General features: G+C 71.5%; 13 protein-coding genes. 6 read left to right on the forward strand and 7 right to left on the reverse strand.

Translation table 11 applies throughout. The annotated features are described in order from the left end of the window. On the forward strand, window positions 1–840 hold an 840-nt coding region (locus tag HNR40_RS50160), incomplete at its 5' end, for a DNA-directed RNA polymerase subunit beta (RefSeq protein WP_446685796.1). 108 nt (window positions 841–948) lie between these two features. Here the strand turns inward: HNR40_RS50160 and HNR40_RS50165 are convergent. Next, window positions 949–2,202, reverse strand: coding sequence for a hypothetical protein (locus HNR40_RS50165; protein ID WP_184974990.1), 1,254 nt, complete (start codon window positions 2,200–2,202; stop codon window positions 949–951). A 108-nt stretch (window positions 2,203–2,310) separates the two neighbouring features. Then, window positions 2,311–2,778 (reverse strand): pyridoxamine 5'-phosphate oxidase family protein, encoded by a 468-nt coding sequence (locus tag HNR40_RS50170; protein WP_184974993.1) that lies wholly within the window; start codon window positions 2,776–2,778, stop codon window positions 2,311–2,313. Window positions 2,779–2,934: 156 nt separating this feature from the next. On the opposite strand from HNR40_RS50170, the gene HNR40_RS50175 reads away from it, so the two are divergent. The 3 genes from HNR40_RS50175 (at window position 2,935) to HNR40_RS50185 (ending at window position 6,121) form a co-directional block, all read left to right on the forward strand. Then, on the forward strand, window positions 2,935–3,798 hold the full coding sequence (locus HNR40_RS50175; protein WP_184974996.1) for an alpha/beta fold hydrolase: 864 nt from the start codon (window positions 2,935–2,937) through the stop codon (window positions 3,796–3,798). A 236-nt stretch (window positions 3,799–4,034) separates the two neighbouring features. Further along, window positions 4,035–4,961, forward strand: coding sequence for an RNA polymerase sigma factor SigJ (gene sigJ, locus HNR40_RS50180; protein ID WP_184974999.1), 927 nt, complete (start codon window positions 4,035–4,037; stop codon window positions 4,959–4,961). Between the two features lie 14 nt (window positions 4,962–4,975). Next, the gene (locus HNR40_RS50185; RefSeq protein WP_184975002.1) at window positions 4,976–6,121 is read left to right on the forward strand and encodes an NAD(P)/FAD-dependent oxidoreductase; all 1,146 of its coding nucleotides are present in this window, start codon (window positions 4,976–4,978) and stop codon (window positions 6,119–6,121) included. A 45-nt stretch (window positions 6,122–6,166) separates the two neighbouring features. Here the strand turns inward: HNR40_RS50185 and HNR40_RS50190 are convergent, their stop codons facing one another. Next, window positions 6,167–6,544 (reverse strand): hypothetical protein, encoded by a 378-nt coding sequence (locus HNR40_RS50190; RefSeq protein ID WP_184975005.1) that lies wholly within the window; start codon window positions 6,542–6,544, stop codon window positions 6,167–6,169. A 113-nt stretch (window positions 6,545–6,657) separates the two neighbouring features. Then, window positions 6,658–7,140: a DUF1453 domain-containing protein gene (locus tag HNR40_RS50195; RefSeq protein WP_184975008.1), complete on the reverse strand. Its 483-nt coding sequence runs from the start codon at window positions 7,138–7,140 to the stop codon at window positions 6,658–6,660. Window positions 7,141–7,177: 37 nt separating this feature from the next. Between HNR40_RS50195 and HNR40_RS50200 the strand changes: the two genes are divergently transcribed. Both HNR40_RS50200 and HNR40_RS50205 read left to right on the forward strand, forming a co-directional pair. Continuing rightward, window positions 7,178–7,783 (forward strand): TetR/AcrR family transcriptional regulator, encoded by a 606-nt coding sequence (locus HNR40_RS50200; protein ID WP_184975011.1) that lies wholly within the window; start codon window positions 7,178–7,180, stop codon window positions 7,781–7,783. 207 nt (window positions 7,784–7,990) lie between these two features. After that, window positions 7,991–9,562 (forward strand): ABC transporter substrate-binding protein, encoded by a 1,572-nt coding sequence (locus HNR40_RS50205; RefSeq protein WP_184975014.1) that lies wholly within the window; start codon window positions 7,991–7,993, stop codon window positions 9,560–9,562. On the opposite strand, the gene HNR40_RS50210 is transcribed toward HNR40_RS50205, so the two are convergent. From HNR40_RS50210 to HNR40_RS50220, 3 genes are read right to left on the reverse strand one after another with little or no spacing between them, the layout of a single operon-like run. Continuing rightward, window positions 9,549–10,352, reverse strand: coding sequence for an SDR family oxidoreductase (locus tag HNR40_RS50210; protein WP_184975018.1), 804 nt, complete (start codon window positions 10,350–10,352; stop codon window positions 9,549–9,551). The two genes, HNR40_RS50205 and HNR40_RS50210, sit on opposite strands and share 14 nt — an antisense overlap. Before the next feature lie 45 nt (window positions 10,353–10,397). Then, a complete protein-coding gene (locus HNR40_RS50215; RefSeq protein ID WP_184975021.1) occupies window positions 10,398–11,927 on the reverse strand; it encodes an alkaline phosphatase D family protein in 1,530 nt (509 codons plus the stop codon). Window positions 11,928–11,937: 10 nt separating this feature from the next. After that, the gene (locus HNR40_RS50220; RefSeq protein ID WP_184975024.1) at window positions 11,938–13,251 is read right to left on the reverse strand and encodes an ABC transporter substrate-binding protein; all 1,314 of its coding nucleotides are present in this window, start codon (window positions 13,249–13,251) and stop codon (window positions 11,938–11,940) included. Window positions 13,252–13,265: the final 14 nt, after the last annotated feature.

A 13,265-nucleotide genomic window follows, 5' to 3' on the forward strand; every position in this document is an offset into this window, starting at 1 on the left:
CCCGTCGAGGACATGCCGTTCCTCGAGGACGGCACGCCGGTCGACATCATCCTCAACCCGCTGGGCGTGCCCGGCCGAATGAACATCGGGCAGGTCCTGGAAAACCATCTCGGGTGGATCGCCGCCCGCGGCTGGGACATCTCCGGGGTGCGGGAGGCCTGGGCGCAGCGCCTTCGGGAGAAGGGCTACGAGCGGGTCGAGCCGCGCACCAACGTGGCCACGCCGGTCTTCGACGGGGCGAACGAGGAGGAGATCGTCGGCCTGCTCGGGCACACGCTGGAGACCCGCGACGGCGACCGGCTGGTGCGTGAGAACGGCAAGGCACTGCTGTTCGACGGGCGTTCCGGGGAGCCGTTCCCGTATCCGATCGCCGTCGGGTACATGTACATCCTGAAGCTGCTGCACCTGGTGGACGACAAGATCCACGCCCGGTCCACCGGCCCGTACTCCATGATCACCCAGCAGCCGCTCGGCGGTAAGGCCCAGTTCGGTGGCCAGCGCTTCGGTGAGATGGAGGTGTGGGCGCTGGAGGCCTACGGCGCGGCGTACGCCCTGCAGGAGCTGCTGACCATCAAGTCCGACGACGTCCTCGGCCGGGTCAAGGTCTACGAGGCCATCGTCAAGGGGGAGAACGTCCCCGAGCCGGGCATTCCGGAGTCCTTCAAGGTGCTCATCAAGGAAATGCAGTCGCTGTGCCTGAACGTCGAGGTGCTCTCCAGCGACGGCATGTCCATCGAGCTGCGTGACACCGACGAGGACGTCTTCCGCGCGGCCGAGGAACTCGGCATCGACCTGGCCCGGCGCCCGAACGAGGGCGCCATGTCGGTCGACGAGATCTGACCCCGACGTGCTGGTGCCCGTGTACGGCGGGCACCAGCCGGGGTCACCCGGAGCCCGGCGGCGCCGGAGCGGGCACCTCACTCACGCGCAGGACGGCGCGGCAGGCGCTTAGGCCCCGCTCCGGGGCTTGTGCCTATGGGCGGCGGCTGGTGGCTCAGGCTCTGCCTCGGGGCTTGTGCCGTAGGCGGCGGTCACCTGCTCGCGCAGGTCGCGGGGGAGCAGGTCGGCGGCTGCGCGGATCGCCTCCTGACCGGTGTCGTCGGCGTGTGGGGCCAGCCTTAGCGCGAGCCGTACCGCGCGCTCACGCAGAGCCGGGGTGTTCACCTCGAACACCGGAGCCAGCGCCCGCACCGCGCCGCCGCCCCTCGGCGCTGGCGTGCGGGCCAGCCACCGCACGGCGGCCAGCACGAACTTCTTCTCACGCCGGTACGCCAGCGCCCCCACGGCCTCGGCGAACAGTTCGTCGTCCAGCAGCCCCGCGCTCTCCGCCCTCCCGAGCTCCTCCAGCGCGAGCTGGACCAGCGGCGGCGACGCCCTCGGCAGCAGGCGGACGAAGCCGACAACCGGCAGCTCGTCCGGCTCCGGTGCCAGCAGCCGCCACAGCCGGACGAACGGGGTGATCTCCTCGGCCGGGCCGTCGGCCAGGAACCGTCGGGTGCAGCCGCCGATCAGCGTCGCACGTGGCACCCGGCCCTCGTCGGCCAGCACGGCCAGCTCGGCCAGAATGCTCTGCCCCGAGTTCCACCGCTCGTCCATGTCCAGCGGGCCGGCCACGCCCTGCGCCTCGAAAAGGCGCGGCGCCATGGCGTCGAGCAGCGGATCGCGGTCGAGGCCGACACGGTGCCAGCGCCGCCGCAGCATCAGCCGCCACACCCAGCCGACGACGAAGGCGTCGCCGTCCGGCGGCTCGATGCCGGTCTCGGCCACCAGCGCGGCGGTCAGGTCCCAGCCGGGCATCCCGTCGTCGCCCCGCCGCGACCTGCCGGTCGGCGGGCGCAGCCGTTCCGCCAGCCGTACGGCCAGCTCACGACGCCACTCCACGCTACGGCGGCGCAGCACGGACGTGAGCCGGTGCGCGTCGCGCTCGGCGTCGGCAGGGCGGCGCAGTTCCCTGCGGTTCAGCCAGGTGGCCACCTGCTGGGCGCCGGTGAAGCAGGCCGCGCCCGCCAGCCGGTAGCCGGGCGCCAGGCCCTCGATGTCCCGGCGTGCCTCGACTCCGCCGTGCAGCTCCTCGGCCAGGTGGCCGGGCAGCTGGATGGCTACCGCGCGCCGGCCCAGGTCGTTCAGCCCGTCGAGGAACGTCGCCAGCTCGTCGGCCTCGCCCGCCTCTATACGGTCGAGTACCTCCTGCCAGGGGTTCACGCGGGTGCCTCGTCAGCCGAAGCGGTGCGGGCCGTCACCGCGGCCCGTCCCAAACAAGCGATCATGGCCGGGACCATAACCACCGCCCCCGACAATCCCGGCGCTACGTCATGCGACCGGCGGGCCGAGCCACCTGCCGTCGATCATGATGTCGCGCTCGGCGAGCTCGTTCACCTCGCGCCAGGCCTGCACATGGAGCGGGACAACGCGGTAGTACGGGTAGGAGGCGCCCTGCTTGCGCGGGTCGAACCCGGCCTTGGCGGCGAACGCGTCGGCGACCTCGACCGGCAGTTCGGCGGACGGGATCACCTCACCGAGCTCGCCGTGGATCAGGACGACGTCGCGCGTGGGCCCGAGCGCCACCCTGATCCTGCCGGTGGACTCCAGGAATCTGGCCGTCGGGTTCGTCCTGGCCGTGGAGATGAGCATCGCCTCGCCGTCCCACAGGAACGACAGCGGCATCAGGTACGGCAGGCCGGCCGGATCGGCGGTCGCGAACCAGGCGTCGACGTCGCGGTCGAGCCGGTCCAGGGTGTCGCGGATACGTCGGCCGAGGTCACGGGCTGGAGGTTGCACAGAGGTCAGAGTAGCGCCGGGCGCACACGCACGCGCCGTCGGGAGCCGTAGCGCACGTGCACGGGCAGGGCGCATGTACGCGCGCCATTCACGAATCCGTCAGTGCGCCGGAGTAGGGTCCGAGGAGTTATCAACGCGGAAGGGGTCTATACCGTCATGACCACGCACACGCTCACGACTCCCGACGTGGACCTCGTCTACGACGTCCACGGCCCGCTGCCCACGGCCGACGGACGCCCGCCGCTGTTCCTGATCGGCCAGCCCATGGACGCCACCGGCTTCAGCTCGCTGGCCGAGCACTCCGCCGAGCGCACGGTGATCACCTACGACCCGCGCGGGCTCGGCCGCAGCACCCGTAAGGACGGCCGGGACGATCACACGCCCACCACGCAGGCCGGCGACGTGCACGCCATCATCGAGGCCCTCGGCGCGGGCCCGGTCGACCTGTTCGGCAGCAGCGGCGGCGCGGTGACCTCGCTCGCGCTCGTGGCCGCCCACCCCGGCGACGTGGCCACGCTGGTGGCGCACGAGCCGCCGCTCATCCCGGTGCTGCCCGACGCTGATGCGGCCGAGCGGGCCAGGGCGGGCGTCCGCGAGGCGTACGAGAAGAACGGCTGGGGCGCCGGCATGGCCGCGTTCATGGTGATGACCGGGTGGAAGGGCGAGTTCACCGACGAGTACTTCGCGCAGCCCGCGCCGGATCCGGCCGCGTTCGGGATGCCGGCCGAGGACGACGGCCGTCGCGACGACCCGCTGCTGTCCGACCGGTCCTGGGCGGTCAGCAGTTACCGGCCCGACGTCGCCGCGCTCGCCGCGGCCCCGACACGGATCGTCGTCGCCGTGGGGGAGGAGTCGGCGGAGGTCTTCACCGGACGGACCGCGGTGGCGACGGCCGAGCTGCTCGGCCAGCAGGTCACGGTCTTCCCCAGCCACCACGGCGGCTTCCTCGGCGGCGAGTTCGGCTACGCTGGCCAGCCGGAGGCCTTCGCCCGCAAGCTGCGCGAGGTCCTCAACGGCTGAGCGTCGAAGGGGCGGGGTTATTCTCCCGATATGTGCTGATATTGGCCAGTATGGCGCGCTTGGTTTCGGCCGCACCGCCGGGCAGGAGGAGCGTGCCGCCCGCCCGCACCGCGACGGCACGCTGTAGCAGAGGGGCCGTGCTCGCCGGACGCCTGGAGCCAGGAGATGATCGACACCCCAGGGCGCGTCACACGTGGGCTGTCTCGGGGAGAAATCGATGCGAGGAGGTCAGGGGGGTGGAGGCGACTGGCGCGCTGGCGGAGGCCGACTGGCGGGCGCATCGCCCCGCGATCTTCGGGGCGGCCTACCGGATCCTCGGCACCGTGGCCGAGGCCGAGGACGTGACGCAGGAGGTCTGGCTGCGGGCCGCCGCCGCGGACCTGTCCGGGGTGCGGGATCTGCGGGCCTGGCTGGTGACCGTGTCCGCCAGGACGTCGTACAACGTGCTGCGGTCGGCGCGGGTCCGGCGCGAGTCCTACGTGGGCCCCTGGCTGCCGGAACCACTGCTCACCGGCCCCGACGCCGCCGCCCAGGTGCTGATCGACGAGTCGGTGAGCACCGCGATGCTGGTGGTCATGGAGACGCTCACGCCCGCCGAACGGGTCGCGCTGGTGTTGCACGACGTCTTCGACTTCCCCTTCGACCAGATCGCCGACGTGCTCGGGAACACGAGCGCCGCCAGCCGTAAGCTCGCCTCCCGGGCGAGGGCGCGGGTCGCGGCGGCCGAGGAACCGCCCCAGGCCTCCAGGGCGGAGATCGAGCGGGTGCTCAAGGCGTTCAAGGCCGCCGCCGACGCGGGGGACATGGCCGGGCTCATCAAACTGCTGGCCCCCGAGGCCGTCTACGTCGGCGACGGCGGCGGCAAGGTCACCGCGGCGCGCAGGCCGCTCCAGGGCGCCGAGCTCATCGCCAAGCTGGCCGTGCGCACGATCGAGATCCTGCGCCCCGACGCTTATCGGATCATCGAGGTGAACGGCAGGCCTGCCATGGCCACCTACGCCCGGGGGAAACTGGTCTGGGTCGACACCGTGGAGGTCGCCGGCGGGCGGATCACGGCGTTCAGGAGACTGGCCAATCCCGAAAAACTCGCTCACCTCGGTCACATCCGAACGCCCTGTCTTGTCTCCCTGCCGAAACCCCCGTTCCCCGGGGGTGAAAGCTGAGAGAGGACGGGACGATGGCTCACGTTGTGATCATCGGAGGTGGCTTCGCGGGCGTGTGGAGCGCGGCGGGAGCGGCGCTGGCCCGCGCGGACGCGGACCTGCGCATCACGCTCATCGCGCCGAACGAGCACCTGGTGCTGCGGCCACGTCTGTACGAGCCGGAGCCGGACCTGGCCAAGGTGGACCTGAGCAGGGTTCTCGGCCCGATCGGGGTCGAGCATCTGCGGGCCACGGTGAGCACGATCGACACCGGCCGCCGCGTCGTGGTGGCCGACGGCGTGGAGATCGGCTACGACCGCCTGGTGCTGGCGGCGGGCAGCAAGCTCGTGCAACCCCAGGGGCTGCCCGGCGCGGAGAGGCTCTTCGACATCGACACCCTGGACGGGGCCCGGCGACTGACCGATCATCTACGGGAGCTCGACGACTACTCCGCCGTGGTCGTCGGCGCCGGTTTCGTCGGGCTGGAGGCGGCGACCGCGCTGGCCGCGCGCGGCCGGGTGCTGCTGGTGGACCGGTCGCCGGTGGTCGGGCACCAGCTCGGCCCCGGCCCGCGCGCGCACATCGAGGCGGCGCTGGACGAACTGGGCGTCGAACGCCGGCTGGCGACCACGGTGACGGAGGTCGGCGACGGGTACGCGGTGCTGTCCGACGGGACCAGCGCCGCGGCGGACGCGGTGGTCTGGTCGGTCGGGATCCGCGCCAGCGAGCTCACCCGGCAGATCTCCGGCGAACTCGACCACCTCGGCCGGGTGCCGGTGGATCGGACACTGCGCGCGCTGCCGGAGGTGTTCGCCGCCGGTGACACGGCCGCGGCGCCGTTCGACGACGAGCACACGGTCATGCAGGCCTGCCAGCACGCCACCCCGCTCGGCCGGGTCGCCGGGTACAACGCCGCGGCCGACCTGCTCGGCCGGCCGCTGCGCGACTTCACGCCGGCTCCCTATGTCACCTGCCTGGACCTGGGCGGCGCCGGCGGGCTGTTCACCCGGGGCTGGGACCGCAGGGTGATGGCCTCGGGCGCCGCGGGCGCGGACATCAAGCGGCAGATCAACCAGCACATTCACCCCCCGGTCGACGACGCCGAGCTGATCCTCGCCGCCGCCGACCAGGTCTACCTGGCCCTCCCGTTCTTCCCACGCGCGGAGGAGGAGGCCGCCTGAGCTTCACTCACGGTGCGGCGGCCCGCCGGGCCGCCGCACCGGGCGTCATGGGGTGCCGGAGCGGCAGGTCGGGGTGGTGTGGAACTGAACGGACGCGCCGCTGCCGTCGGAGACCACGGCGCGGATGTCGTACCGGAACGTGGGCTGGCAGCCGATGCCCACGAAGCTGCGGTTGTCGAAGGCCGGGATGTGGTTGCCGTTGACGAACCAGCGGATGGCGACCGGCGCGGTCGCGCCGCTGAAGGAGACCTCGCAGAGGAAGCGCCGGGCGATCGCCTCGCAGCTGCCGCTGTCGAGGGTCAGGGCCATCGCGCTCGCCGACTGGGTCGTCGAGGCGGAGGCGGCGGAGGTGAGCGCGCCGGGCGCCGTGAGCAGGCCGGCCGCCAGCAGGGCCGGTAGTGCGATTTTGTACGACTTACGCATTCCAATCTCCTTTTGGGTGATCGGTTCTCGTGTGGCGACGGGATGGCCCGTCCAACCCCTTGCTTCGCTGGGTCGGGGGTCGCGGATGAAGGGGCGGCCTCAGTGTAGAGATCTCAGAGCGGCCGCCGGGAGGTTTCCGGCTCGGCGTACGGGACGCCGGCCGTACGCGATCTCAGCAGGATGACCAGAGCCTCCCCGAGCAGTCCGGCGCCGATCGACAGCGGCATGGACCTGGCCTCGGCATGCATCCCCGCCGCCACGGCCAGCACGCCCACGCCCACGCTGATGGCCAGCGTGACGGCCCAGACGACCAGGGTCTTCCAGGTGTAGCGGTGCCACAGGACGCCTTCGCGGGCGTACACGATGGTGGTGGCGGCGCGGATCACGCCGAAGAGCACCCCGAGCGCGATCGTGACGACCAGCCACCCGAGGTCGGCCGGGGACAGGTGCCGCTGCAGCAGGCCGTGCGCGCCGATGGCGACCATGACGACCGGGGGCACGTAGACGTCCTTGGCGATGAGCGGCCGGCCGCGCATCCGCCCGGCCACGACGTAGCCGATCAGGCCGACGATGAGGAGTATTTTTAGCACGTCCATGCCAAATAAAATAGCAGGGGTGTGCTATAAAGGCCATATGCCGAAGGTGGTCGATCCGGAAGCCCGCAGGGACGAGGTCGTGGACGCGGTGTTCCGCGTGGTGCGCCGCGCGGGCTTCGAACACGCGTCCCTCCGCAACGTCGCCGAGGAGGCCGGGCTCGCGATCGGCTCGGTCCGGCACTACTTCGACAGCCACACGGACCTGATGGTGTTCGCGATGCGGGCCTCGCTCGACCGGGTGGCCGCGCGGCTGATGGAGCGTGTCGGGCCACTGCTGGCCGAGCAGGACCGCGACGCCAGGGCCGAGGGCGCGGAGCGGATGTTGTCGGAACTGCTGCCGCTCGACGATCAGCGGCGGGACGAGACCACGGTGTGGCTGGCGTTCGCGACGGCCGCCCGCACCCGGCCCGAGCTGGAGCCGCTGGCCAGGGAGTCCTACGACGGCATGCGCACGCTGGTGCGCCGGATCGTCGACGGCCTGGCCATGCGGCGCCCGCTGGACGCGGAACTGGAGACCGAGCGGCTGGCCGCGCTCATCGACGGACTGACGCTGGAGGGCGTGCTCCGGCCGGACCGGATGACACCCGAGCTGATGGCCCGCACCCTGCACCACCACCTCCGGACACTCACCGGCCACCCGTGAGGCGGGAATCTGCGGGCTTGCGGCGCGTCCGAGCACCTGTCGCACGTGGTGCGCCTGATCGGCCTGCCCTGGCAGGATCGTGCGCGGGACCCGTACTGGGCTGACCGGGGCTTCTGACTGGGGGCTCGGTGGGCTGGCACGAGGGGGCGGCGGAGTTTCGTCGGGTGGCACGAAGATGCGGCGGCGGGCAGGTACCACTGTTCGTGCATGAAGAAAGCAGCGGTGCTCGCCGCCCTGGCTCTGGTCACGGCCGCGTGTGGTGGCGGGGGCACGCAGGCCCCCGCGGGTGGTCCGGTCGCGGGCGGCACGTTCACCTACGCCCTGTCCGCCGACCCCGGCGTGCTCGATCCGGCCACCGGCGTGCTCGGCGCGACGAACCTGGTGCTGTCGGTCGCCTACGACACCCTGGTCGCCAGCACCGAAGACGGCGCGATCGTGCCAGGTCTCGCGGAGAAGTGGGAGGTCAAGCCGGACTCGGTGACCTTCACCCTGCGCAAGGACGTCACCTGTTCCGACGGCTCCAAGCTCACCCCGGCCGACGTCGCGCAGAACGTCAACCACATCGCCGACCCGGCCACCAAGTCGCCCATCTACGGCGTCCTGCTGCCGGTCGGGATGAAGGCCGTGGCCGACGACGCGGCCGGGACGGTGACGCTGTCCACGCCCAAGCCGTTCTCCTTCATCCTGCAGAGCGCCGAGAGCCTGTTCATCGTCTGCGGCAAGGGCGTGAAGGACCGCGCGTCCATCGCCCGCGCCACTTCCGGTACGGGCCCGTACGTGCTGAAGTCGGCCGCGCCCGGCGACTCGTACACCTTCGAGGTCCGCAAGGACTACGCCTGGGGCCCGAACGGGGCCACCTCGAAGGGGCTGCCGGACAAGGTGGTGCTGAAGGTCGTGCCCAACGAGCAGACCGCGGCGAACCTGCTGCTGGCCGGGAGCATCAACGGGGCCACGTTCTACGGCGCCGACCGTACGCGCCTGGAGGCGGCGCCCGGCATCGGCAAGATGTTGCCGTCGGCCGGTCAGCACCAGTTCTTCTACCACCAGGGCGAGGACCGTCCCACCAAGGACCCGGCCGTGCGCAAGGCGCTGACCCAGGCCGTCAACCTGAAGGAACTGGGCGGAATCGCCACCGCCGGGACCGGCAGGCCGGCCACCGGCATGGTCGCCGAGCCCCGGCCGTGCAAGGGCGACAGCGTGGCCGGTCACGTGCCCGCCTTCGACGCCGCCGCCTCCGCCGCGGGGCTGGACGCCGCCGGGTGGAAGGCGGGTCCCGACGGGATCCGGGTCAAGGACGGCAAGCGGCTGTCGCTGCGCTACCTCTACGTCACCACCAGGGGCGCGGGCATCCAGGCGGCCGCCGAGTACCTGGCCGCCACCTGGAAGAAGCTGGGCGTGGAGATCAAGCTCAACGGCGTGCTGGACACCAAGCTGGCCGAGTCGCTCAACGCCACCCAGGACTGGGACGTGGCCTGGCTGCCGATCGGCGTCACCCTGCCCTCGCAGCTCGTCGGCTTCCTGAGCGGCCCCGCGGCGCCCAAGGGGGCCAACTTCGCCCATCTGGCCAACGAGCGCTACACCAAGCTGGTGGAGGAGGCCACGCTGAAGCCCGGCGAGGAGGGCTGCAAGCTGTGGCTGGAGGCGGAGTCGGCGCTGTTCGAGAACGGTGACCTGGTGCCCGTCGCCGACACCACCGTGCTGGTGGCCACCAAGAACGCCACGTTCAGCCTGATCCTCGGGTTGTTCGACCCCACCACGATCCGGCTCACCCAGGGCTGACGTGGAAGAAGCGGGCGTAGAACCGCCGGAACACCGGGTAGGGGAGTAAGGCGCGCAGCCACGGCAGCGTGCGCGCCTGCGTCCCTATCCGGTAGAGGGGGCGCATGCGGCGGGCTTCGACGGCCCTGACGATGCCGTCGGCCACCGGCAACGGCGACGGGCCGTCGAGCTGCAGCCGCCGGAACCGTTCGATGACCCGCGTGCGCACCGGTTCGTAGCCGGGGATCGGGTCGCTCTCCCGCATCGCGGCCGCCGCGCCCGTGCGCACGCTGGTGGCCTCGACGCACGCCACCCGCACCCCGAACGGCGCGACCTCGTAGCGCAGCGCCTCGGCGTAGTGGTTGAGGGCGGCCTTGCTGGCCGAGTAGATGGCGTGGAACGGGATGGCGGCGACGGCCGCGGTCGAGCTCATCAGGACCAGCCGGCCGCCGCCCTGCCCGCGCATGGCGGGCAGCACGGCGCGGACCAGGTGATGGGCGCCCAGCAGGTACGCCCGCAACTGGGCCAGGGCCAGCTCGTCCGAGGTCTCCTCCACGGCCCCGGCGACGTAGAAGCCCACGCTGTACACGAGCGCGTCGAGCCGCCCGTGACGAGCCAGGACGTGGTCGACACACGCGCGGACGGAGCCTTCGTCACCGATCTCCAGGGCGAGCGGGCGCACGCCTGGAATGTCCACGCGGTCCGCCGAGCGGCTGGTGCCGTACACCTGATGACCGCGACGGGCCAGCGCCCGCGCGGTCTCCAGCCCGACGCCCGACGAGGCGCCCGCCACAAGGACCACAGAGATCATGGCCCCGACGCTAGGGGAGTGAGTACAGAAAATCAACCCACCTGGTCATGCTGGGTTCAGGGTCGGGTTTCCGGGTTCGATGACGAAGGAGCCCGAGGTGTGGGCGGGGGCGTTCGGCCGGGTGACGTAGGGCAGCGAGCGGAAGTCGACCTTCATCTCGCTCGTGGTGACCTTGGCGCGCACGTAGCCGCGCCGGCCGTTGAAGAACTTGACGTGCGGGTTCTCGGCCAGGAGCTGCTTGGTGTTGGGGTACTCGTCCAGGCCGTCGCCCGCCGAGGTCACCGAGGTGGTGACCAGCTCGACCGCCACCGGCCTGGACTCGCGCCTGATCTCGCCCGCCCAGTGGGAGTGCACGTCGCCGGTGAGCACGACGCCGTTGCGCCGGTTGTCCTCGATGGCGGCGGCCAGCCGGTCGCGCGAGGCGACGTAGCCGTCCCAGCCCTCGTTGGACCAGCCCTTGGCCTCGCCGTTCACCCAGTCCATCTCCATCATGAAGACCTGCTGGCCCAGCAGGTCCCAGGTGGCGCGGGAGCGGCGCAGCTCGCCCTCCAGCCAGGCCTCCTGCCTGTGGCCGAGGATGGTCCGCTCCGGCGCGAACCGCTCCGTGCAGTCCGGCCCGACGGTCCCGGAGCGGCCGGTACAGGCGTACAGGTCGCGGTACTGGCGGGTGTCGAGCAGGTGCAGGTTGGCCACGGCGCCCCAGCGGATGCTGCGGTACAGCCGCAGCGCCGGGCCGTCGGGCCGCTGGGCGCGGCGCAGCGGCATGTTCTCGTAGTAGGCCTGGAAGGCGGCGGCCCGGCGCGGCAGGAACGGCGGGTCCGGCTGCTCTGGGACGTCGCCCGCCCAGCCGTTCTCCACGTCGTGGTCGTCCCAGACCACGGTCCAGGGCGCGATCGCGTGCGCCGCCTGCAGGTCGGGGTCGGCGCGGTGCTGTGCCAGGCGCAGGCGGTATCCGGCCAGGTCGAAGCACTCGCCGCCGGCCTGGTCGCGCACCGGGCTGCGATAGTCGCCGTACTCGTAGAAGTAGTCGCCGAGGAAGGCGATCAGGTCGGGATGGTCCTCGGCCATGCGCCGGTACGGGGTGAACCAGCCCGTCTGGTAGTCGGCGCAGGAGGTGAAGGAGAGGTTCAGCGCCCGGCTGCGGGTGCCCGGGGCGGGGGCGGTGACGGTCCTGCCGACCGGCGAGATCTCCGAGCCGGCCCGGAAGCGGTAGAAGTAGTCGGCGCCGGGCTCGAGCCCGTGCAGCTCCACGTGGACGCTGTGCGCCGCGTCCGGGCGGGCCACCGCCGCTCCGGCGCGCACGACGCGCCGGAAGTTCTCGTCCTTGGCGACCTGCCACAACACCGGCACCGGCCGGTACGGCATGCCGCCAAGACCGTCGAGCGCGAGCGGGTCCATGGCCAGGCGGGTCCACAGGACCACGCCGTCGGGGGCGGGCTCGCCCGAGGCGACGCCCAGCCGGAAGACATCGGATAAGGGGGCGCGCCGGGCCGCCGCGCGCACCGGGGAGTCCCCCAGTGCGGCGGTCAGGCCCACGCCGGCGCCCCCGGCGAACAACGATCGCCGGGTGATCACGAGGGGTCTCCTACTTGATGGTCGCGTTGCCGTCCGTGACGGCCTGGTCGAGGCCCTGCTTCACCGGGAGCCGGCCCAGGTAGATCTCGTTGAAGATGGAGTTCAGCTTCTGCTCGAAGCCCGTCCAGCCGGTGACGATCGGCATGTTGAACGTGGTGCCCTTGGACTCCTCCAGGTACGGAGTGACGTCGATCTTCTTGGTGTTCTTCCAGTAGTCGACGTAGCCCTGCGCGAGCGCGTCGCCCTTGAGCGCGGGGAAGGCGAAGCCCTGGTCGGCCATCGACTTCTGCGCCTCCTCCGTGCCCAGGTAGGCGGCGAGCTTCTTGGCCTCCTCCAGGTGCTTCGACTTGGCGTACACCGCCTCGCCGAGGCCGTTGATGTTGGCCGAGCGGCCCTTCGGGCCCTCGGGCATCATCGCGACGCCGATCTCGAACGCCGCCTCGGGCGCCACGAACGGCAGCAGCGCGTTGTTGGCCGGGTACATGGCGACCTGGCCGCCCTTGAACATGTCGGCGGCCGTGCCGGTGGGCGGGTTCGTCTGGCTGGCCGGCGGCGAGACCTGGTGCTTGTTGACCAGATCCACGCCGAACTGCACCGCCTGGACCGAGGCGTCGTCGTTGAAGGTGTACTTGCCGAACGGCTTGTCGATGAGCTTGCCGCCGTTGGACTCGATCCAGTTCATCCACTGGGTCTGCGAGTGGTTGGCCGAGGCGAAGCCGTACACCTTGGTCTTGGCGGCGTTGAAGCCGGCCTCGCCGGGGTGCTTGCCGGCCTCGTCCACCGTCAGCTTCCTGGCCAGCTCCAGCAGCGTGCCGGAGCCGTCGGGGGCCCAGGTGAGCTTGTCCGGCATCTCCACGCCGGCCTTCTTGAAGAGGTCCTTGTTGTACAGGACGCCGGGCATGCCCCAGTCCTTGGGCACGCCGTACAGCTTGCCCTCATAGGTGTTGGAGGCGACGACGTTGGGGTGGTACTTCGCGGTGTCCAGCCCGAGCGAGCCGAGGTCGGCCAGCACGCCCTTGGTGGCGAACTCGGGGAAGTAGGTGACCTGCATCCAGAACACGTCGGGACCGCTGCCCGCGACCGCGTCGGCGGTGAGCTTGGTCCAGTAGTCGTCCCAGGGCAGGACCTCGATCTTGACCTTGATGTTCGGGTTGGCCTTCTCGAAGGCGGCCATGACCTTGTCGTAGCCGACCTTCTGCTGCTCGTCCCAGATGCGGTAGGTGAGCGTCACCGGCCCGCCGGCGTCGGAGGATCCGGAGCCGCAGGCGGCCAGGGGGAGCAGGGTCAGCGCCGCCAGGGCGAGGCGGAGACGGGGGGATTTCATGGGGGGCACGCCTT

The organism is Nonomuraea endophytica (assembly GCF_014203235.1).
GTDB lineage: Bacteria > Actinomycetota > Actinomycetes > Streptosporangiales > Streptosporangiaceae > Nonomuraea > Nonomuraea endophytica.